The organism is Pseudolabrys sp. FHR47 (assembly GCF_005153485.1).
GTDB lineage: Bacteria > Pseudomonadota > Alphaproteobacteria > Rhizobiales > Xanthobacteraceae > Pseudolabrys.
Window position 1 is genome coordinate 3,295,469 of record NZ_CP039740.1, and the last position, 19,681, is coordinate 3,315,149.

General features: G+C 64.5%; 18 protein-coding genes. 7 read left to right on the forward strand and 11 right to left on the reverse strand.

The window, feature by feature from the left end:
• Window positions 1-269 precede the first annotated feature (269 nt).
• The gene (locus E8Q40_RS16110; RefSeq protein WP_168197872.1) at window positions 270-563 is read left to right on the forward strand and encodes a PilZ domain-containing protein; all 294 of its coding nucleotides are present in this window, start codon (window positions 270-272) and stop codon (window positions 561-563) included.
• Window positions 564-622: 59 nt separating this feature from the next.
• Here E8Q40_RS16110 and E8Q40_RS16115 read toward each other — a convergent pair whose 3' ends face one another.
• Window positions 623-868, reverse strand: a complete 246-nt coding sequence (locus E8Q40_RS16115; protein WP_137045503.1) for a hypothetical protein — start codon at window positions 866-868, stop codon at window positions 623-625.
• Window positions 869-1,085: 217 nt separating this feature from the next.
• Complete coding sequence (locus E8Q40_RS16120; protein ID WP_137045504.1) at window positions 1,086-1,490, reverse strand: helix-turn-helix domain-containing protein; 405 nt, start codon at window positions 1,488-1,490, stop codon at window positions 1,086-1,088.
• Between the two features lie 52 nt (window positions 1,491-1,542).
• Between E8Q40_RS16120 and E8Q40_RS16125 the strand changes: the two genes are divergently transcribed.
• Both E8Q40_RS16125 and E8Q40_RS16130 read left to right on the forward strand, forming a co-directional pair.
• Window positions 1,543-2,097: an NADPH-dependent FMN reductase gene (locus tag E8Q40_RS16125; protein ID WP_137045505.1), complete on the forward strand. Its 555-nt coding sequence runs from the start codon at window positions 1,543-1,545 to the stop codon at window positions 2,095-2,097.
• 350 nt (window positions 2,098-2,447) lie between these two features.
• A complete protein-coding gene (locus E8Q40_RS16130) occupies window positions 2,448-5,369 on the forward strand; it encodes a PAS domain-containing protein (protein ID WP_168197873.1) in 2,922 nt (973 codons plus the stop codon).
• Window positions 5,370-5,387: 18 nt separating this feature from the next.
• On the opposite strand, the gene E8Q40_RS16135 is transcribed toward E8Q40_RS16130, so the two are convergent.
• The 7 genes from E8Q40_RS16135 to E8Q40_RS16165 form a co-directional block, all read right to left on the reverse strand.
• Window positions 5,388-6,881: an MDR family MFS transporter gene (locus tag E8Q40_RS16135; RefSeq protein ID WP_137045507.1), complete on the reverse strand. Its 1,494-nt coding sequence runs from the start codon at window positions 6,879-6,881 to the stop codon at window positions 5,388-5,390.
• A 69-nt stretch (window positions 6,882-6,950) separates the two neighbouring features.
• Complete coding sequence (locus E8Q40_RS16140) at window positions 6,951-7,460, reverse strand: YcgN family cysteine cluster protein (protein ID WP_137045508.1); 510 nt, start codon at window positions 7,458-7,460, stop codon at window positions 6,951-6,953.
• Between the two features lie 121 nt (window positions 7,461-7,581).
• A complete protein-coding gene (locus E8Q40_RS16145) occupies window positions 7,582-7,833 on the reverse strand; it encodes a formate dehydrogenase subunit delta (protein ID WP_137045509.1) in 252 nt (83 codons plus the stop codon).
• On the reverse strand, window positions 7,817-8,641 hold the full coding sequence (fdhD, locus tag E8Q40_RS16150; RefSeq protein WP_137045510.1) for a formate dehydrogenase accessory sulfurtransferase FdhD: 825 nt from the start codon (window positions 8,639-8,641) through the stop codon (window positions 7,817-7,819). The genes E8Q40_RS16145 and fdhD overlap by 17 nt, the downstream gene beginning before the upstream one ends.
• A 3-nt stretch (window positions 8,642-8,644) precedes the next feature.
• Window positions 8,645-11,521, reverse strand: coding sequence for a formate dehydrogenase subunit alpha (gene fdhF / locus E8Q40_RS16155; protein WP_137045511.1), 2,877 nt, complete (start codon window positions 11,519-11,521; stop codon window positions 8,645-8,647).
• A gap of 10 nt (window positions 11,522-11,531) precedes the next feature.
• On the reverse strand, window positions 11,532-13,100 hold the full coding sequence (locus tag E8Q40_RS16160) for an NADH-quinone oxidoreductase subunit NuoF (RefSeq protein ID WP_137045512.1): 1,569 nt from the start codon (window positions 13,098-13,100) through the stop codon (window positions 11,532-11,534).
• The gene (locus E8Q40_RS16165; protein WP_137045513.1) at window positions 13,097-13,567 is read right to left on the reverse strand and encodes a formate dehydrogenase subunit gamma; all 471 of its coding nucleotides are present in this window, start codon (window positions 13,565-13,567) and stop codon (window positions 13,097-13,099) included. The genes E8Q40_RS16160 and E8Q40_RS16165 overlap by 4 nt, the downstream gene beginning before the upstream one ends.
• A 464-nt stretch (window positions 13,568-14,031) precedes the next feature.
• Here E8Q40_RS16165 and E8Q40_RS16170 point away from each other — a divergent pair, with 464 nt between their 5' ends.
• The 3 genes from E8Q40_RS16170 to E8Q40_RS16180 all read left to right on the forward strand — a co-directional run bounded on the left by E8Q40_RS16170 (window position 14,032) and on the right by E8Q40_RS16180 (window position 17,505).
• Window positions 14,032-16,254: a transglycosylase domain-containing protein gene (locus E8Q40_RS16170; protein ID WP_370455266.1), complete on the forward strand. Its 2,223-nt coding sequence runs from the start codon at window positions 14,032-14,034 to the stop codon at window positions 16,252-16,254.
• A gap of 76 nt (window positions 16,255-16,330) precedes the next feature.
• The gene (locus E8Q40_RS16175; protein ID WP_137045515.1) at window positions 16,331-16,933 is read left to right on the forward strand and encodes a DUF1214 domain-containing protein; all 603 of its coding nucleotides are present in this window, start codon (window positions 16,331-16,333) and stop codon (window positions 16,931-16,933) included.
• A complete protein-coding gene (locus E8Q40_RS16180) occupies window positions 16,930-17,505 on the forward strand; it encodes a DUF1254 domain-containing protein (RefSeq protein ID WP_137045516.1) in 576 nt (191 codons plus the stop codon). Before E8Q40_RS16175 ends, E8Q40_RS16180 begins: the two co-directional genes overlap by 4 nt.
• Before the next feature lie 13 nt (window positions 17,506-17,518).
• Here the strand turns inward: E8Q40_RS16180 and E8Q40_RS16185 are convergent, their stop codons facing one another.
• The gene (locus E8Q40_RS16185; protein WP_137045517.1) at window positions 17,519-18,262 is read right to left on the reverse strand and encodes a hypothetical protein; all 744 of its coding nucleotides are present in this window, start codon (window positions 18,260-18,262) and stop codon (window positions 17,519-17,521) included.
• Between the two features lie 37 nt (window positions 18,263-18,299).
• Window positions 18,300-18,497, reverse strand: coding sequence for a hypothetical protein (locus E8Q40_RS16190; RefSeq protein WP_137045518.1), 198 nt, complete (start codon window positions 18,495-18,497; stop codon window positions 18,300-18,302).
• A gap of 202 nt (window positions 18,498-18,699) precedes the next feature.
• Between E8Q40_RS16190 and E8Q40_RS16195 the strand changes: the two genes are divergently transcribed.
• Window positions 18,700-19,674: a DUF2336 domain-containing protein gene (locus E8Q40_RS16195; RefSeq protein ID WP_137045519.1), complete on the forward strand. Its 975-nt coding sequence runs from the start codon at window positions 18,700-18,702 to the stop codon at window positions 19,672-19,674.
• The last annotated feature ends 7 nt before the right edge of the window (window positions 19,675-19,681 follow it).

Sequence of the window (19,681 nt, forward strand, 5' to 3'; positions counted from 1 at the left end):
TACCTGAGGAGCGTCACGCTGTCAAGCCTATTTTCCTAGTTTGTGATTTTTATCCAAGCGCGCCGCTTTGGGCGAAAAATCCTAATGGTTACCGCACGATGCGCGGCACGGCGATGCCGGCGGAAGCCCCGGGCGCCGGCCTGGCGAGATGAAGAGCCGAAAAAAATTTTAGTAATTTTTTCGGTCCACCTCCCTGACACGCTTGCCGGCCATTGCTTCAAATTCGTTTCTTCGTCTTAAGCCAATCTGAGGGGCCGGGCGGTATGAACATGACACTCCTCGATAACAAAGCGCGATCGGCCTTGCTGAAAGAACGACGGAAAACGCCGCGACGCGCCCTCAACCGCGTGGCTCAGTATTATGCCGGCGCCGGCGCCCTGCCGCGCAGCTGCTTCATCACGGACATTTCCGAGAGCGGCGCCCGGCTCTATTGCGAGGCCGAAATGCCCGACACCTTCATCCTGTCGGTCTTCAACGAGGGCGGCGAGATGCGGCGCGATTGCCGCGTCGTTTGGCGGCTCGGCGGCGAACTCGGCATCGAGTTTCTCGGCCACGGGCGGTGAAGCGTGGCGCCGCTTTCGCCGGGCGTAACAGAGCGGAAACAAAACGCCGAAACCGGCGCTCACCCGTCGACACGGTCCGGCTTGAGGTCGAAGCCGATTTCAAAGACGGCGCGGCCCTCGCCGTCGACCACGCGCATCGTCCAGCCGGACAGATCCTGGATGCCCGGATCGCACATCGCGGCTTTGAGATCGCGCACCTGGCTCACGGCATGACGGCGCGCCGCAGCGAGCCCGCCGAATTCCTGGCCAGAGTCGTCGGTGAACCAGCGACGGCCGTCGCTGAAATTGAAGAAATACCGGGGCACGCGACTTCACCCCCACGAACGTTGCAGCCCCACCTGCGCGCGGCGGCCGCCCCCACGGCCATCCGATCGCTGTCACAGGCTATGGTATTTACTTACTAGTCGTCCAGCGCATTTCCGAGCGGGGTTGCACCGCCCGCCGCCGGAAACCCAATAAACAAGGCCTCGTAGACCAAAGCATGAGGCGAGATTCCGCCCCGATTATGGTGGGCCGACCGCGTCAGGTTGTAGCGCCCGCGTCAAAGCGCGCCCGCGCCTGCTGGATCGCCGGGCGGTTTTGCCGCGCCCACAGGCCGAGTTCGTGGACCGGTTCGAGCAGCGAGCGGCCGAGGTCCGTCAGCTCGTAATCGACGCGCGGCGGAATGGTCGGAAACACGGTCCGGGACACCAGTCCGTCACGCTCGAGGCCGCGCAGGGTCAAGGTCAGCATGCGCTGCGAGATCGAGCCCAGCGCCCGGCGCAATTCGTTGAAGCGCTTGGGTCCGTCGCCCAGCGTCCAGACCACCAGGACAGTCCATTTATCGCCCACTCTGGCGAGCACCTCGCTCACAGCGCGGCAGTTTTCGGCCACATGAAGGGTACCGGGTATGGAAATTGTGCCTTCTTGAGTGTGTTGAGCGGTCATCTATTTATCCTCGGTTACAGACCGTAACTTAGGCTAAAAAATAGAGGTTTCAATGGCTAAGCTCAAACTGGGGCTCATCGTCGGCTCGAACCGCAAGGAGTCCATCAACCGCAAACTGGCGCTGGCGCTGGCCAAGCTCGGCGCCGACGCCTTCGAGGCGAAGCTGATCCAAATCGACGACTTGCCGATGTATAATGAGGACTTTGAGGCTCCGCTGCCGGCGCCGGTTGCCCGCTTCAAGAGCGAGGTCGAGGCCTCCGACGCCCTGCTCGTCGTTTCGCCCGAACACGGCCGCTCCATTCCGGCGGTGCTCAAGAATGCCATCGACTGGGGCGCCCGGCCCTGGGGCAAGACGTCCTGGCCCGACAAGCCGGCGGTCATTACCGGCACCTCGGGCGGCGCGCTCTCGACCGCCCTCGTACAGCAGCACCTCCGGTCGGTGCTCGGCGATCAAGGCCTGCACCTGCTCGGAGGCGAAGCTTACATTCAATACAAGCCCGACCTGATCGATAGTGAACACAACGTCACCGATGCCAGCGTACGCGATTTCCTCAAAGCGCTGATGGATCGCTTCGCGGTATTTGCCGGTAAGTTGGCCGCGGCTTAATCGGACGATGAGGTAGGCCGCGCGCCGCGAACAATAATGCCGCACGCGCCCCGCCGCCGGATTCCAGCCCCGTTCGCTACGTGAACGGGGCCCGCACACAAAGAAACAAAGAATGTGCATAACGTCAGCGGCATCGTACCTCGAATAAACCACGCAAGATAAGAATGCCTCCCGTGGGTGACCTCGCCCACGGGAGGCGAGCCGCCGTGACAGATCAGCCGATGGCCCCTGCGGCCATCCTTGAGACGCCGGCCCAGTCAGGCAACGTGCGCGGGAAGCCGGACGGTCGCTTTGACCGCGGTTCCCGTTGGCGTGCCTGGATACAACCGGCGACATTTATCGGCTTGTGCATGCTCGCCGCCGTGTACGGCGTCCTGGCCCTCTTGATCACCAATGATCGGCGTGACGCGGTCGCTAACGCAACGCGAGCGACCGACAACCTCGTCCGCATTGTCGATCAGTCGTACTCGCACATCTTTAGAAGCGTCGACTCGACCCTTCAACTCCTTCGCCGTGCCTATCAGAACTCGAGATCGTCGGACGAACTGCAGGCCTGGCTGAACGACACAGCCGCCAGGACCGACCTCGAGTACAGGTTCGCGATCCTCGACAAGGACGGCAGTGCCGTTGCCGCTTCGACCGGCGTCGGTTCGGGAGTAGGAATGATCCCCGCCGGTCAGAACTTCGCTGACCGGGACTATTTCCGGCGGCAGAAGGAAGCGTCGACCGATGAGCTGCTTTTCAGCGAGCCCCTGAAATCGAAGCTCGATAACCGCCCTGCCATCGTTGTCACACGGAGGTTGTTCGGACCGGACGGCGCCTTCGAAGGCATTGTCGCGGCGATCGTCTCACCAGACTCCCTGATCAAGGTCGGCGCCGACCTCAATCTCGGTTTGAACGGCGCATTCGGCCTGGTCGGAATGGATGGCATCGTGCGGGCCCGCGCGGTCGACGGCAAAGCCGTAAGCGTGCCATCGGGGACACGCCTCGGTCCGGCGTCCACATTGTTCAGCCACCTTGTCAACGCGCGCAACGGACATTTCTTCAGTCAATTTCGGACATTCGATCAGCACACCCGGCTGGTCGCCTATCGCGTCATTGGCGAGTATCCCTTGATAGCCACGGTCTCCGTTACCGAAGAGTATATTTATCGTCACGCTAACCGGCAGGCGCAAATCTACTGGATTATCGCTCTGCTCGTCACCGCGGCGATCCTGCTGGGCATCCGATGGGGTATTGCGCGCGAACAAAAACTGCTCGCCGCGCAGGACGATCTGCGCCGCAGCCAGGAACGATATCGCCTGGTCGAAGAAGCGGTGAACGACGGGATCTGGGACTGGAACATCGAGACCGGAGAAAATTATAAGTCGCCGCAGTGGAAACGGTTGATGGGCGTACCCGCTGATGCGGCGCCCAGCCTGGAAACATTTCACCAACTCATTCATCCCGACGATCGAGCTGCCGCGCAGGAGGCGCTCCGCGCGCACCTCGAAGACGGCGAGCCTTACGTGATCGAGTTCAGGATCAGGCACGCCGACGGCCACTACATCTGGGTGCGGAGCCGCGGCCTGGCGCAACGCAATGCCGAAGGCAAACCGGTTCGCATGGTCGGCACCTTGGCCGACATCACCGGGCGCATGCAGTCGGAAGTCTCGCTCAAGGAAAGCCGCGACAACCTTGCCCGCGCCGAGCGGCTCGCCCTACTCGGCCACTTCAAGAACGATCTCGTCTCGAAGACCATCACCTGGTCCGACGGCATCTACGCGATATTCGGCTTCTCGTCCGGACATTCGCTCACGGTGCGCAGCTTTTACGAAATGGTGCTTCCCGAGGACCGGCCCGCCCTCAAGAAGGCCGGCAATGACGTCATTGCCGGTCGGGAAATCCCCTTTCTGGTCATTCGCGCACGACGGCCCGACGGCGCGATCGTCGATCTCGAGCTCTGGATGACGCCGGTGCGCGACAGCGCCGGGGCCATCACCGGCATATTCGGCACGATCCAAGACGTCACCATCCGCCGCCGCACCGAGGAACTGCTGGCACGCGCCAATCAGGAGTTGGAGGCCCGCGTCAGCGCGCGCACCGCCGAGCTGGCGCAGGAAATGCGTCGTCGCGAGGAAGCGCAGATGACGCTCGGCCAGATGCAGAAGATGGAGGCGGTCGGCCAACTGACCGCCGGCGTCGCGCACGACTTCAACAACCTGCTCTCGGTCATTGCCGGCAGTCTCGAATTCGTCGATCGGGCCGCCGCGCGCGGGCTCACCGCCGACCCCGACCTGGTCGACGCCGCGATGCGCGCGACGCGCCGAGGGCGCGAACTCGTACGCCGCCTGCTGGCGTTCTCACGGCAAACGCCGCTGCGCGCCGAACCGACCCCGATCGACCAGTTGGTGCTCGACACCTTGCGCCTGCTGCAGCGGACCCTCGGCACCAATATCGACCTCGTGACGAGGCTCAACGCCAAGGACGCGATCATTTCCGTCGACCGCAATCAGTTGGCCAATGCGCTGCTCAATCTCGCTATCAACGCCCGCGACGCCATGCCCGAGGGCGGTCAGATCACCATCGCCACCGAATGCCGACCGTGCGAACCCGCGCTCGCCAAATCGTCGCGCTGGCCGACGGGCGAGGAAGTCTGCATCACCGTCAGCGATACCGGCTTCGGCATGACCGAGGAGGTGCTCGCGCGCGCCGCCGAGCCATTCTTCACGACCAAGGCCGACGGCCTGGGCAGCGGCCTCGGCCTTTCCATGGTGCAAGGCTTCACCGAGCAGTCGGGCGGACAGCTCAAGATCGAGAGCGCGCCGCAATACGGAACGTCGGTGACGATCCGGTTGCCGCGCATTGCTTCGGCCTGCCCGCCGGACGAAGCCGACAACGTCACCACCGCCACCGATGTGGAAAGCGAAAAGACCGTGCTGCTGGTCGAGGACGACGCCGATGTCCGCATCGTCGCCGGCGCGCAATTGCGCCATCTCGGCTTCAAGGTTCACGCCGTCGCCAATGGCATGGAGGCGCTCGACCTGATTGTCTCGCCCGCCAAGATCGACATCCTGCTGACCGACGTTGTGTTGCCCGGCGGGCTGGACGGCGTATCGCTGATCAAGGAAGCAATAACAGCGCGGCCCGGCATGGGCATTGTCTGCATGTCCGGCTATGACCCGGCGCAAAAGCACCGCAAATGGCTGAGTCAGCAGAACATCGCTTTCCTGGAAAAGCCGTTCAACACCCAGAAGCTCGCCCAGGCACTCGAGATGACGGTGGCGCAGTAACCTCGGCCGCTGACGACTTCAATGCGGCTCGACGGCGGGGCCGCCGGGACCACGTAACGGCAGTTCTTCCAGCGCGAGAATGAAGCCGAGACCGCAGGCCAGCACCGCGGCGCCGGCGGCAAACACCAGCCGGAACGCCAGCGCCAGGTCGTTCGCCGAGGCCGTGCGCGCCAGCATCTCCACCGACGCGCCGGCCGCGCCGCCAAGGCCGCCGAGCACGATGGCACCGAGGATCGCCACCACCAGCGCCGATACCAGCGCGCGGAAGAAATTGGCCGACCCGGTGGCGATGCCCATCTGCGGCCGGTCGACGGCGTTCTGCATGCACACGGTCGACACCGGAAACACCATGCCTAAGCCGAAACCGATCACCGCCATCAGCGCCAGCACAGCGACGAAAGGCAACTCATTCGGCCAGATCGCCAGGATCGCCAGCGCCGCGATACCGGCGATATCGCCGGCAATGGGAATGCGCTTGTAATGCACCATGCGCGTCAATGCCCGCCCGGTCAGCGTCGAGCCGATCACCGTACCGCCGAGCATCGGGATCAGCGCCACGCCCGACTGCGAGGCCGACAGGCCCATGACGCCTTCGAAATACAGCGGTATGAAGATGGTCATGCCGACCAATGTACCCATCGCACAGCTGCCGGCGAGCGTCGCCGAGCGCACCACCTTGTTGCGCAGGATGTTGAGCGGCAGGAACGGCTCGGCCGCGCACGTCAGCCGCCAGGCGAACAACAGCCACAACAGCAGCGAAGCCGCCACCAGCGCGCCGATCTCGAGCGACAGCCACGGATAACGCGCCCCGCCCGACGACAACGCCAGCAGCAGCACCACCGAGGCCAGCATCATCAGCGCGGCGCCGATGGCGTCTAACCTGTGTTCGCGCTTGTGGAACGGCACCAATTTGAGCATGTGCCAGGTCATGGTCAGCGCCAGCGCGCCGAGCGGCACGTTGATCCAGAAGATCACCGACCAGTCGATATATTCGGTGAGGATGCCGCCGAGCACCGGCCCGCCGATCGAGGACAGCGCGAACACCGCGGCGATGTAGCCCTGGTAGCGGCCGCGCTCGCGCGGGCTCATGATGTCGGCGATCACCGTCTGCGACAAAGCGATCAGCGCGCCGCCGCCGAAGCCCTGGAAGCCGCGCGCGAAAATGAGCGCCGTCATGGTCGGCGCCAGCGCGCAGACGACCGAGCCGATGACGAAGATCGCCACCGCGCTCAGCATCACGAGGCGGCGGCCATACATGTCCGACAATTTGCCGAGCAGCGGCGTCGCCGCCGTACCGGTGAGCAGATAGGCCGTCACCACCCAGGCCAGATCCTCGACATTGTGGAAATGGCGGCCGATGGTCGGCAGCGCCGTGGCGACGATGGTCTGGTCGAGCGCGCCGAGGAACATCGCCAGAGTGATGCCCTGAACGATGCGCGTGATCTGTTTGTGCGTCAGCGGCGCGTGCGGCGCGCCGGGCGGCGTTGTCGATGGGGGCGGTTGCTGGCTCATCAGCCGCCGGACATGCCAAGAGCCCGGCGAAAGCGCAAGGCTCGCTAGCGCGCGGGTGTTATGCGGCCGCTATTTCGGCCGCACCTTGCCGCGCGAGCCTTTCGGCCAGCGCTGCGGCCATTTCACGATGTAGTCGACGAGATCGCGGTCCGGCACGTCGACCTCATTGGCGGAGACCTTGCCGCGCACCGAAATGCCGGCCTCGTGCACGGTCTCCGGCGAGCCCGACACCAGGGGATGCCACCACGGCAGATCCTGCCCCGAGGCGACCAGCACATAGCCGCAGGTCGGCGGCAGCCAGGTGAGGCGGCGGATGTTGCGCCAGGTGAGCCGCACGCAATCGTGCACTTTCTTCTGGCGGTTCTTGTAGTCGGCGCAGCGGCAGGACGTGGTGTCGAGCAGCTTGCAGCCGACATCGGTATAGACCGTCTCGCCGGTGTCGATATCGGTGAGCTTGTTGAGGCAGCAGCGGCCGCAGCCGTCGCACAGGCTCTCCCACTCGCGCGGGGTCATCTCGCTCATCTTCTTGGTGCGCCAGAAGGGGAGCGGCTTGTCGGGGACTTTCCTGGACTCAGGCATGCCCCTCCTTCCCGCATCGGCGGCGGGGTTACAAGAGTGGCGAGCGCAAAAGCTGTGACCGGCGGCGCCGGCTCGGAGCCCGTCCGGCTGGCGCGCGGTTCCCGTGCGGGAATGGCCTCGCCTAAGACGCCTTCGGCGTCGGGGTGGCGGCCGCTTTCAGGCTCATAATGGCCTTGCGCACCGCTGGCTGAAGCCCTTCGCCGCCGGCGTCGAGATGGGCGAAGATGGCGCTGCGCATGCGCGGATCCCAGAACTTTCGGATATGCTCGGCGGTGCCCAGCACCGCGGCCTCCTCGCCCTGACTCTTGAAGAACGTGCCGATCTGGTTAGCCATGTAAACCAGTTTGTCGGCTCCCTTACCCTGCGACGACATGGAGACTCCGTTCTTCCTTGATCCGCTGCGGGTGCGTGAACACCTCGAAGCCGTCGGCGCGCGCCACGGCCGTCAAAGTCATGCCGCAGCTTTCGGCGGCGCGCACGGCGAGTGCGGTCGGCGCCGATACCGCGACCATCATAGGAATGCCGGCGGTCGCCGCCTTCTGGATCATCTCGATCGACAGCCGGCTTGTGACGACGGCAAAGCCGCTCTGCGGATCGATGTTCGCGTGCAGCATCGCGCCGCATAGTTTGTCGAGCGCGTTATGGCGGCCGACATCCTCCAGCAGCACGACACTGTCGTCCGCCGGCCGGTAGAACGCGGCGCCGTGCACCGATCGCGTCTCGCGGTTGATGTGCTGTAGATTCTCGATGGCGCTCGTAGCGCGCATGATGTCGCGCGGCGTGAACGAGACGTTGCCGGCCACCGCGGGCAGCGGACGCATCGCTTCCTCGAGCTGCTCGATGCCGCACAGGCCGCAGCCGGTCGGGCCAGCAAGGTAGCGCCGCCGCGACGCGAAAGCGCCGCCGCGCGGCTCGGCGAGCCGCATGCGCAATTCGATGCCGGCCTCCAGTTCGACGATCTCGAGCGCTTCGATTTCCCCGGGCGAGGCAACGATTCCTTCAGTCACGGAAAAGCCGACGGCGAACTCCTCAAGGTCCTGCGGCGTCGCCATCATCACGGCATAGGAGGTGCCGTTATAGGTGAAGGCAACCGCCGCTTCCTCGGCGATCACACGCTCGCCTGGCGTGAAACGTCCGCCACGCCACACCGTTCGTTCGACGATGCGAACCGGTTCCTCCACGGTCTACTCCGCCGCTTCCGCCGGAACGATGCGGCGGGTTTCCTTGGAGAAGCGCTCGTATTCTTCCTGCCACGGCGACGGCCCGTTCGACGGCGACACCTGCACCGCCGTCACCTTGTATTCCGGGCAGTTGGTCGCCCAGTCGGAGAAGTCGGTGGTGATGACATTGGCCTGCGTATCGGGGTGATGGAAGGTCGTGTAGACGACGCCCGGCGCCACCTTGTCGGTGATCGTCGCACGCAAGGTCGTTTCGCCGGAGCGGCTGGCCAGCCGCACCCAGTCGCCTTCGCGCACGCCGCGTTGCTCGGCATCGTGCGGATGGATTTCCAGAACGTCTTCGGCATGCCACAGCGAATTGTCGGTGCGGCGAGTCTGCGCGCCGACATTGTATTGCGACAGGATGCGGCCGGTAGTCAGCAGCAGCGGGAAGCGCGGCCCGGTCTTCTCATCGGTTGCGACATATTCCGTGACGATGAACTTGCCCTTGCCGCGCACGAAGCCGTTGACATGCATGATCGGCGAGCCTTGCGGCGCCTTGTCGTTGCAAGGCCACTGCACCGAGCCGCGCTCTTCCAGCATCTGATAAGAGACATTGGCGAAACCGGGCGTCAGGCGCGCGATCTCGTCCATGATCTGCGACGGATGCGCATAGTCCATCGCATAACCGAGCGCGTTGGAGAGCAGCACGGTAATCTCCCAATCGGCATAACCATTCTTGGGCGCCATCACTTTGCGCACGCGCTGGATGCGGCGCTCGGCATTGGTGAAAGTGCCGTCCTTCTCCAGGAAGGTGGAGCCTGGCAGGAAAACATGGGCGAAGCGCGCGGTTTCGTTCAGGAACAGGTCCTGCACCACGACGCATTCCATCGCCTCGAGGCCGGCTGACACGTGCTTCGTGTCGGGATCGGACTGCAGGATGTCCTCGCCCTGGATATAAATACCCTTGAAGGTGCCATCGACCGCGGCATCCAGCATGTTCGGGATGCGCAGGCCCGGCTCCTTGTCGAGAATGACGTTCCAATCCTTCTCGAACAGCTGGCGCGGCTCGTCGAGCGAGATGTGGCGATAGCCGGCAAGCTCGTGCGGGAACGAGCCCATATCGCAGGAGCCCTGCACGTTGTTCTGGCCGCGCAGCGGGTTCACGCCGACGCCCTTGCGGCCGATATTGCCGGTGGCCATCGCCAGGTTGGCGATGCCCATGACGGTGGTCGAACCCTGCGAATGCTCGGTGACGCCGAGGCCGTAATAGATCGCACCATTACCGCCGGTGGCATAGAGCCGCGCAGCGTCGCGGATTGTATCCGCTGGCACGCCGGACAGCTTGGCCACGGCCTCCGGCGAATTCTGCGGCAGCGCGACGAACTCGGCCCAATGCTGGAATTCGTCCCAATCGCAGCGTTCGCGGATAAAGGCCTCGTTGTAGAGGCCTTCGGTGACGATGACATGCGCCAGCGCCGTGACGATGGCGACATTAGTGCCGGGCAAGAGCGCAAGGTGATAGTCGGCCTTGATATGCGCCGACTGCACCATCTCGGTGCGGCGCGGATCGATCACGATCAGCTTGGCGCCCTGGCGCAACCGCTTCTTCATGCGCGAGGCGAACACCGGATGCGCCGCCGCCGGATTGGCGCCGATGATGACGATGACGTCCGAGTCTTCCACCGAGTCGAAGTTCTGCGTGCCGGCCGACGTGCCGAAGGCCTGGCCGAGGCCATAGCCCGTCGGCGAATGGCAAACGCGGGCGCAAGTATCGACATTGTTATTGCCGAAGCCGGCGCGGATCAGCTTCTGTACCAGAAAGGTTTCTTCATTGGTGCAACGCGACGAGGTGATGCCGCCGACCGAATCCTTGCCGTATGTCTTCTGGATGCGCTTGAATTCGGAGGCAGCGTAAGAGATCGCCTCGTCCCAACTCACTTCCTTCCACGGCTCGTGAATGGACGAGCGGATCATCGGTTTGAGGATGCGTTCTTTGTGGGTCGCGTAGCCCCAGGCGAAACGACCCTTGACGCAGGAATGGCCGCGATTGGCTTCGCCGTCCTTATACGGCACCATACGCACCAGCTCTTCGCCGCGCATCTCGGCCTTGAAGGCGCAGCCGACGCCGCAATAGGCGCAGGTCGTCACCACCGAGTGCTCAGGCTTGCCGACTTCGATGACCTTCTTTTCGTTCAAGGTCGCCGTCGGGCAGGCCTGCACGCAGGCGCCGCAGGACACGCATTCGGAACCGAGGAAAGACTCCTGCATGCCGGGCGAGACGCGGCTGTCGAAGCCACGGCCGGCAATGGTCAGCGCGAAGGTGCCCTGCACTTCTTCGCAGGCGCGCACGCAGCGCGAGCAGACGATGCACTTCGACGGATCGTAGGTGAAATACGGGTTCGACTCGTCCTTCGGCAGCCAGTTCGGGTTGAGACCGTCGGGCGCCTTGGCGAAGACGTGGTTCTCGCCTTCGTAGCCGTAACGCACGTCACGCAAGCCAACCTGGCCGGCCATGTCCTGCAATTCGCAATCGCCATTCGCCGAGCAGGTCAGGCAGTCGAGCGGATGGTCGGAGATATAGAGCTCCATCACGCCTTTGCGGATGTCGTGCAGGCGGCTGGTCTGCGTCTTCACCACGATGCCCGGCGCCACTGGCGTGGTGCAGGAGGCCGGCGTGCCGGCGCGGCCTTCGATCTCGACGAGGCAGAGACGGCAGGACCCGAACGCATCGACCATGTCGGTGGCGCACAGTTTCGGGATCTGCGTGCCCATCTCCATCGCGGCGCGCATGATCGAGGTGCCCTCCGGCACGGTGACTTGCTGGCCGTCTATGGTCAGCGTGACCATCTTCTCCGATTTGGAGAGCGGCGTGCCGTAGTCGGTTTCGTGAACGAGGGACATGGCGTCTCTCCTATTCAGCGGCTTGAAGGCGCGGGCCGGCGCCGAAGTCCTCGGGGAAATGGGTGAGCGCGCTCATCACCGGATACGGCGTGAAGCCGCCCAGCGCGCAGAGCGAACCGAACTTCATGGTGTTGCAGAGGTCGGTGAGCACGGCGAGGTTCTTGTCGCGGTCGATGCCCTTGATGATGCGATCGACGGTTTCGGCGCCGCGCGTCGAACCGATGCGGCAGGGCGTGCACTTGCCGCAGGATTCGATGGCGCAGAATTCCATGGCGAAACGCGCCTGCTTGGCCATATCGACACTGTCGTCGAACACGACGATGCCGCCATGGCCGATCAGGCCGTCGCGCTTGGCAAAGGCCTCGTAGTCGAACGGCGTATCGAACAGCGCGCGCGGGAAGTAAGCGCCTAACGGGCCGCCGACCTGCACGGCCTTCACCGGGCGACCCGTGAAGCAGCCGCCGCCGATGTCGTCGACCAGTTCGCCGAGCGTGATGCCGAAGGCGGTTTCGAACAGGCCGCCGTAATTGAGATTTCCGGCGAGCTGGATCGGCATGGTGCCGCGCGAGCGCCCCATGCCGAAGTTCTTATAAAACTCGGCGCCCTTGTCCATGATCACCGGCACGGTGGCGAGCGACAGCACGTTGTTGATCACGGTCGGCTGGCCGAACAGACCCTTATGCGCCGGCAGCGGCGGCTTCGCCCTGACCTGCCCGCGCTTGCCTTCGAGACTGTCGAGCAGCGCGGTTTCCTCGCCGCAGACATAGGCGCCGGCGCCGACGCGGACTTCGAGATCGAAGGCATAAGCCGAGCCGCACACCGTGTCGCCAAGCACGCCGCCGCGCCTTGCGGCGCGGATCGCATCATTCATGACGTCGATGGCGTGCGGATATTCCGAGCGGATGTAGATATAGCCCTTCGTGGCGCCGACCGCGATTCCGGCAATCGTCATGCCCTCGATGAGCACGAAGGGATCGCCCTCCATGATCATGCGGTCGGCAAAGGTGCCGCTGTCGCCCTCGTCGGCGTTGCAGACGATGTATTTCTGCTCCGCCTTCGCGTCGGCGACGGTCTTCCATTTGATGCCGGTCGGGAAACCGGCACCGCCGCGGCCGCGCAAACCGGAATTGGTGATTTCCTCGACAATACCGGCCGGCTTCTTCAGCGCCTTGGCGAGGCCGCGGTAGCCGCCGTGGGCGCAGTAATCCTCCAGCGAGCGCGGATCGACAAGGCCGCAGCGGGCAAATGTGAGCCGCGTCTGTTTCTTCAGGAAGGGATGATCTTCGGGCTTGCCGATGCGCAGCCGGTGCGCGCCGCCCTCCGCCAGCATCGCCTCGAACACGCTCTCCGTATCGCCAATCTCAACCGGGCCATAAGCTATGCGGCCATCATCGGTCGCGACTTCCAGCATCGGCTCGAGCCAATGCATGCCGCGCGAACCATTGCGGATCACCTGCACCGGCACGTTCTTTTTCGCCGCGAGGTCGCGGATGGTCGCGGCAATCTCGTCGGCGCCGCAGGCCACCGCCGCGGCATCGCCCGGAACGAAAATTCTCAAGGCATTGATTGGCGCGCTCATCGTGACGCCTCCGCGAGCAGCGCATCGAGCTTGCCCTTATCGAGCCGCGCAACGATGCGGCCGTCGATCATCGCCGCCGGCGACACCGAGCACAGGCCGAGGCAGTACACTGGCTCCAGCGTCACGCGGCCGTCGGCCGAGGTCTCGCCCATGGCGACGCCGAGCTTCTGCTCGGCGCGCGCGGCGAGCGCCTCGCAGCCGGTGGCCTGGCAGGCTTCGGCCTGGCACAGCTTGATGACATGGCGGCCGGCCGGCTCGCGGCGGAAGTCGTGATAGAAGGTGACGACGCCATGCACCTCGGCGCGTGAGATGTTGAGCGCCTCGGCGATCATCGGCTCGGCCGGCTCGGGGATGTGGCCGAAGGCGTCCTGCATCGCGTGCAGCATCGGCAGCAGCGCGCCCGGTGTGCCGGCGAAATCCGCGATCACACGACGGGCCGTCTCGGCGTCGAAGGATTTGGTCTGCATTGTGCTGCCTCGGGTTCTTTATTTTGAATCCAAGGTGCGGCCGGTACCGGGTGGCCATCAAGGACCTACATATTATCGATTGATCAGTATATCCGATCAAAAATATTAGAAACAATAGCTAATGACTATCGATAATCGAGCCTGCCCATCGTTTCATTCGGAACCTCTGTCGTCCGTTCGCTCATTGGACGGCTAAGGAAGCGTGACAGCCGCGGTGTGCAGGTATCCCCATTTGCCCCCGCCCCCAATTCTCCCCAATTCCCGTTCACCTTTCGGCCCGATAAGCGCCTCGTTTGGATAGAGAAACCGGCCCCGATGCACTAAATTGGCACGGGCGGTGAGCGCCGTCTTTGGCCCGCCGCCGGCCCCGGCCGGGGGCTTGCCCCTAACCGTTTGAAAAGTCTGACCTTATGGCTCTCGACGACCTGCCTCCCGAGACCGCGCGCCAGAAGCTCAAGCGCGCCATGCTGGCGATCGACGCCTTCGTCGATTTCGGCGTGTTCCGCTCGGCGGCCGGGCTGCGTGAAAGTTACGAGCGCTTCTCCACCTTCATGGACCGCTTCCATGTTGCCGGCTGGCGGCGCTGGGGCGTCGAATTCGCCTCCGAGGGCGCCACCCTCGGGCTCGCCGGCGGCGTCCTCATGCTGGCGCTCGCCGTCCCCGCCTTCCAGATGACCCAGGACGACGACTGGCTCAAGAAATCCGAGCTCGCCGTCACGTTTCTCGACCGCTACGGCAACGAGGTCGGCACCCGCGGCATCCGCCATAACGACTCCATCCCGCTCGACCAGTTCCCCGATCACCTGATCAAGGCCGTGCTGGCGACCGAAGACCGCCGCTTCTACGAGCATTTCGGCATCGATATCGGCGGCACCTTGCGCGCCGTGGTCACCAATGCGCGCGCCGGCGGCGTCGTGCAGGGCGGCTCGTCGCTGTCGCAGCAGCTCGCCAAGAACCTGTTTTTGTCGAACGAGCGCACGCTCGACCGCAAGATCAAGGAAGCGTTCCTGGCGATGTGGCTGGAGTCGCGGCTCACCAAGAACGAGATTTTGAAGCTGTATCTCGACCGCGCCTATATGGGCGGCGGCGCCTTCGGTGTCGACGCGGCGGCGCAGTATTACTTCAACAAGTCGGCGCGGGACGTGAATTTGTCGGAAGCCGCGATGCTGGCCGGCCTGTTCAAGGCGCCGACCAAGTTCGCCCCGCACGTCAACCTGCCGGCGGCGCGCGCGCGGGCGAACGTCGTTTTGGACAACCTCGTCGAGGCCGGATTCATGACCGAGGGTCAGGTGTTCGGCGCCCGCCGCCATCCAGCAACTGCAGTTGATCGAAGGGCCGAGCACGCGCCGAACTATTATCTCGATTGGGCGTTCGACGAGATGAAGAAGCTCGTCGATACGTTGCCAAAGTCGATGACCGAGCGCGTATTCATCGCGCGCACCGCGCTCGACACCGGCATCCAGTCGGTCGCCGATCAGGCGGTTGAATCCATCCTGCGGCAATACGGTCAGGAATATCACGCCGGCCAGGCCAATACCGTCGTCATGGAAGTTGATGGCGCCGTGCGCGCCATGGTTGGCGGCCGCGACTATGGCGCCAGCCAGTTCAACCGTGCGACCGACGCCATGCGCCAGCCCGGCTCATCGTTCAAACCCTATGTCTACGCTACAGCTCTCGAACACGGCTTCAAGCCCGAGTCGATCGTTGTCGACGCGCCGATCTGTCTAGGTAACTGGTGTCCGCGCAACTATGGCGGCGGCTATTCGGGCTCGATGACGCTGCTCTCGGCGCTGACCCGCTCGATCAATACCATCGCCGTGCGCCTTTCGATCGCCGTCGGCGACGGCAATCCCAAGCTTGGCCGGGCGCGCATCGTCGAGACTGCGCGCAAGATGGGTATCACCTCGCCGCTGCCGGACACGCCGTCGCTACCGATCGGCGCCGATGCGGTGAACATGCTCGAGCATGTCGGCGCCTATGCGACCTTCCCCAACCTCGGCATGGCCGTGAAACCGCACGCGATCCTCGAGGTGCGTACCGGCGACGGCAACCTGATCTGGCGTTTCGACCGCGACGGGCCAAAGCCAAAGCGTGCACTGCCGGCCAGTGTCGCCGCCGGCATGATCAAGATGATGAACAACGTCGTCGAAAATGGCACGGCGCGGCGGGCGCGCCTCAACGGTGTCGCCGCCGCAGGCAAGACCGGTACCACGAACGATTATCGCGACGCCTGGTTCATGGGCTACACGGGCAACTTCGTGTGCGGCGTCTGGTTCGGCAACGACGATTACACCTCGACTAATCGCATGACCGGCGGCTCGCTACCGGCCATGACCTGGCACACCATCATGGAATACGCACATCAGGGCATTGAACTCAGGCAGTTGCCGGGCGTTGCCGTACCCGAGCGGCAGCAGCAAGTCGCCACACGCGCGACCCGCCCCGACGACAAGACACCGGCGGCTCGGCGGCCGACACTGCTGTCAAAACGCGGTGCCGAAGCACTGGTGCGGGTCGAGAAGCTTCTGGACGAAGCGAGCCGCGCCATGACGCCGCTGCGCCCGACGGTCGCGAACGAAGGTGGCAGGCGCGCCGATCTCAGTGGCCCAGGAACCGCGCCGACGGCCGACAAAGGCGGTGCGCTGGCCGCAGCGCTGGAAAACGAAGCCCTCGGCAGGCGCAACTGAATAGCCGCGCCGCCATCGGCAGCGTAGTCTCCGGCCACATGCGACTCATAACCCCTCACCTGCCAGCGGACCGGCCGTGCGGCTTCTGACCTCCACCTTGTTTGCCCTGATCGTCGCCAGCGCGGTTGGCTTGGGGCTCACCTATTTTGCGCTGACGCGCGGCGCAGCCTTTGGCGCGCTGACGATCGGCAGTTGGACCGCGTGGCCGAAGACCGGCACGGCGGACGCCGACCCCTATGCCCGCGCCAGCATTGCACGCACCGGGCAGTTGCCGGTTGCGCTCGGCGATGGCGTTTCGTTCACGGCCAGGAGCGACGACAACGGCAAGCCGCTCGACGGCCGCTGCGACGTCGTCCTCTCCGGCGTAACGCCGGCTGCGCGTTTCTGGACGCTGTCGCTTTACAACAATGACGGCGAACTGATCGCCAATTCCATCGACCGCTACGGGTTCTCAAGCCAGGAAATCGTGCGCCGCGCCGACGGCAGCTTCGAGATCGCGGTGTCGCCGCGTGCCAACCCGGGCAACTGGCTGCCAACGGCGGGGGTCGACCGCTACACGCTGGTGCTGCGCCTTTACGACACGGCGGTCGGCGTCGCCACCAAGGCCGGCCGCGAAGTGCCGATGCCGGCGATCGAAACGCGCAACTGTCCTGACGATCAGGCACGGAGCAGACCATGATCCGTTGGCTGCTTCTGTTGCTGGGTGGCGCGCTGCTGGGCGGCATCGTGCACCTTGCCACTATCATCCTCCTGCCACGCACCGCGACTCAGGATGCCTTCGCACGTCTCACAAACGACACACCGGTGAACAGCGTGGCGGCGCTGCCGCAGCCGCGCCCCGAAAAGGCGGCGATGCCGTTCATGGATCCGGCCTTCGCCGCCGGCGTCTGCCGCTACGACCTGTCGAACGGCCCGCTCAAGCTGACAGTGCCGGTCAGCCTCGCCTATACGTCAGTGTCGTTCTACACACGCTACGACGTCGCCTATTACGCCATCAACGACCGCGCGGCCGGGCGTCGCGTCATCGAACTCGACCTGATGACGCCGGAGCAGAAGAACGCCATGCCGGAGGAGGAAGACGTCACTGCCGCGGACAGGCTGATCGTGGAGTCGCCCACCGTCTCGGGCCTCATCGCCATTCGCGCACTGGCGCCGGAGCCCGGCCTGATGCCGATGGCGCAGGCCACCATCGCCAATGCGCGCTGCGCGGTGCAGGCCGCCACAGCGGCGCCAGCGACCTCACGGCGCTGATCGACGGATTTGCTTATCTCTGGAAGGCGAGACTTGGCCCGCGCTCATAGGGCGGCGCGGTCTGCACACGATAATGCGAAACTTCGGCATGCAGCCGGTTGAGCGCCTGCTCCACCGTCACCGCCTCCTGCGATGGTGACGAGATCACCAGCCGCTCCAGCGCATAACGGTAATTGGCGACGCGCCGACCGAGACTCGCTCGCACGCGGGCGATCACGCGGTCGTTTTCCTTGATACGGTTGAGCGTGTTGGTGCGCTCGGCCGCAGTCAGGCCGGGAATGAAAGCAAGGCTTTTGCCGCGCTTGGCGTCAAGGTCGATCACCCGCGTGGCCGTCGAGAAGAACCCCGGCAGCCGCTCGCTGTCGTTACGGATATCCTGGGTCAGGGTCGCGTAGCGCGACGTCGGCGAGCGTGCCTTGTCGTCCATCATGTGGTCGTAATAGGCGGCCGGGTTGAGCATCGGCTTCTCGATATCCGGGTTCAAACCATATTCGTTGGCGATCGAATAGAATTTGTGCCGCAGATAAGGCGGTTCGATCAGCGGATAAGCGAGGTCACGCAAGCGGCGCTCCTCGTCTGTCAGTTCGAAGCTCGACGGCGCGATCGGCTCGCCCTTAGCGTTGTCGCGGCCAACCCAGTCGTGAATGTTGTCGCGGACGAGGCTTGGATTGATCTCGTCAAAATCTCCGCCAAGGCCGCAACCGGCCAGCAGGGGGGCGATCAGAATCGCGACGACAAGCGGCAGCGTTCGTGGCATTGCGCGCATCGCGACCCTTTGAAAAATTCGAAGTGGTTCAGCGCGCCAGTCGGCGGCGCCGGCGACGGCCCGAACTGTTGCCCTGGTCGGGCTCAAGCCCATCCGGTCCACGCTCGATCCGGATGACCGGAAGAATGATGACCATGGCAGGTTCCGAGCTCGCATCGATGGTGCGACCCCGGCCAAAGCCGAGACTCTGACCGGCGTCTTCGGGAAAACGGATGACTTCGCCCATTGCAGTCCCCTATTCCGTCCCGGCCTACCGTCTCGCTACGGTATCAATGTGCTGTCGAACCCCAAACCTCGCTCACCAAACTGTACTCGATACCCACGGACCTGCCGGATCGGTGCTTATGATTAAAGGGGCCGCAAGGTTAACGCTCTGCTAACGCGGCCGCCCTAAAGTCGGGCCAAGCGCCGAGTTTGTCCCAAGTACCATGATCAAGCCGCCCAGCATTTCACCGATCGACGGCCTCGTCGACCTCGCCTGCCGCGACGGCGTCGATGTGCGCCCGACGCTGCTACGCGTTCTCACCGACCTTTATGTGCAAAAGCCGGCGCATAGCGCCGACGAGATCACGCAGTATGTCGAACTGGCACTCGGCCTTATCGACTCTGTCGACGACACCACCCGCACGGCGGTCGCCGCCAGCCTGGCGCATTATCCGGCGGCGCCCCCCGCCATCCTCGCCAAGCTCGGCCTCGCGGACAGCGTGCCGGCCCCGCGCCCTGCCCTGCCTGAAGTAACAGCCCTGCCCGAGTTCACATTCGCCCCCGAAGCCACGCTCGTGCCGGAAGCCCCGTCGGCCGACCTCGCTCCTGCCGAACTACCGGCAGTATCGATCGCTGCCGCCAACCTAACCGACGTTTTCCTCGACGCGTCTCCCGCCGACCGCCGGCTGATCCTTGCCAATCTCGATGTCGTGGCCAACCCGGCGGCGCTGATCGCGCCGCTGCCGGACGACAAAGTCGCGCGTCTGGAGCAGGCCGCGCTGCACCGCGAGCCCGCGACCTTTGCCCGCGTCGTCGAAAAGGCGCTCGGCATCGATGGCGAACTCGCCCGCCGCATCGTCGACGACAATTCCGGCGAACCCATCGTCATCATGGCGCGTGCACTCGGCATCAAGGCAGCGGTGCTGCAGCGAATCCTGTTGTTCCTCAATCCTGCGATTGGTCAATCGGTCGAGCGCGTCTTCGACCTCGCCGTACTCTATGACGAGATTTCACTGGCAGCCGCCTGCCACATGGTCGCGTTGTGGCGGCAGGATGCGCCGGCCGCGCAAACGCCGCATAAGGGCCGTCACGAGCCGATGTATCAGGAAGACGTGCGCGCGGTGCGCCGACCACTGGCGCGAGAGAGTCGTCGTGCCGATCCGCGCGAGACCGCGGCGCCTCACAAGGCGGTCCGCTAACGTCCGC

Excerpts from the sequence above, each read along its gene's own strand:
- E8Q40_RS16180 (WP_137045516.1), top strand. The coding sequence starts at position 16,930 with ATGATCCGTTGGCTGCTTCTGTTGCTGGGTGGCGCGCTGCTGGGCGGC.
- E8Q40_RS16185 (WP_137045517.1), bottom strand. The coding sequence starts at position 18,262 with ATGCCACGAACGCTGCCGCTTGTCGTCGCGATTCTGATCGCCCCCCTG.
- E8Q40_RS16140 (WP_137045508.1), bottom strand. The coding sequence starts at position 7,460 with ATGCCTGAGTCCAGGAAAGTCCCCGACAAGCCGCTCCCCTTCTGGCGC.
- E8Q40_RS16195 (WP_137045519.1), top strand. The coding sequence starts at position 18,700 with ATGATCAAGCCGCCCAGCATTTCACCGATCGACGGCCTCGTCGACCTC.
- E8Q40_RS16125 (WP_137045505.1), top strand. The coding sequence starts at position 1,543 with ATGGCTAAGCTCAAACTGGGGCTCATCGTCGGCTCGAACCGCAAGGAG.
- E8Q40_RS16110 (WP_168197872.1), top strand. The coding sequence starts at position 270 with ATGACACTCCTCGATAACAAAGCGCGATCGGCCTTGCTGAAAGAACGA.
- E8Q40_RS16165 (WP_137045513.1), bottom strand. The coding sequence starts at position 13,567 with ATGCAGACCAAATCCTTCGACGCCGAGACGGCCCGTCGTGTGATCGCG.
- fdhF (WP_137045511.1), bottom strand. The coding sequence starts at position 11,521 with ATGTCCCTCGTTCACGAAACCGACTACGGCACGCCGCTCTCCAAATCG.
- E8Q40_RS16160 (WP_137045512.1), bottom strand. The coding sequence starts at position 13,100 with ATGAGCGCGCCAATCAATGCCTTGAGAATTTTCGTTCCGGGCGATGCC.
- E8Q40_RS16170 (WP_370455266.1), top strand. The coding sequence starts at position 14,032 with ATGCTGGCGATCGACGCCTTCGTCGATTTCGGCGTGTTCCGCTCGGCG.
- E8Q40_RS16130 (WP_168197873.1), top strand. The coding sequence starts at position 2,448 with ATGCTCGCCGCCGTGTACGGCGTCCTGGCCCTCTTGATCACCAATGAT.
- E8Q40_RS16135 (WP_137045507.1), bottom strand. The coding sequence starts at position 6,881 with ATGAGCCAGCAACCGCCCCCATCGACAACGCCGCCCGGCGCGCCGCAC.
- E8Q40_RS16190 (WP_137045518.1), bottom strand. The coding sequence starts at position 18,497 with ATGGGCGAAGTCATCCGTTTTCCCGAAGACGCCGGTCAGAGTCTCGGC.
- E8Q40_RS16120 (WP_137045504.1), bottom strand. The coding sequence starts at position 1,490 with ATGACCGCTCAACACACTCAAGAAGGCACAATTTCCATACCCGGTACC.
- E8Q40_RS16145 (WP_137045509.1), bottom strand. The coding sequence starts at position 7,833 with ATGTCGTCGCAGGGTAAGGGAGCCGACAAACTGGTTTACATGGCTAAC.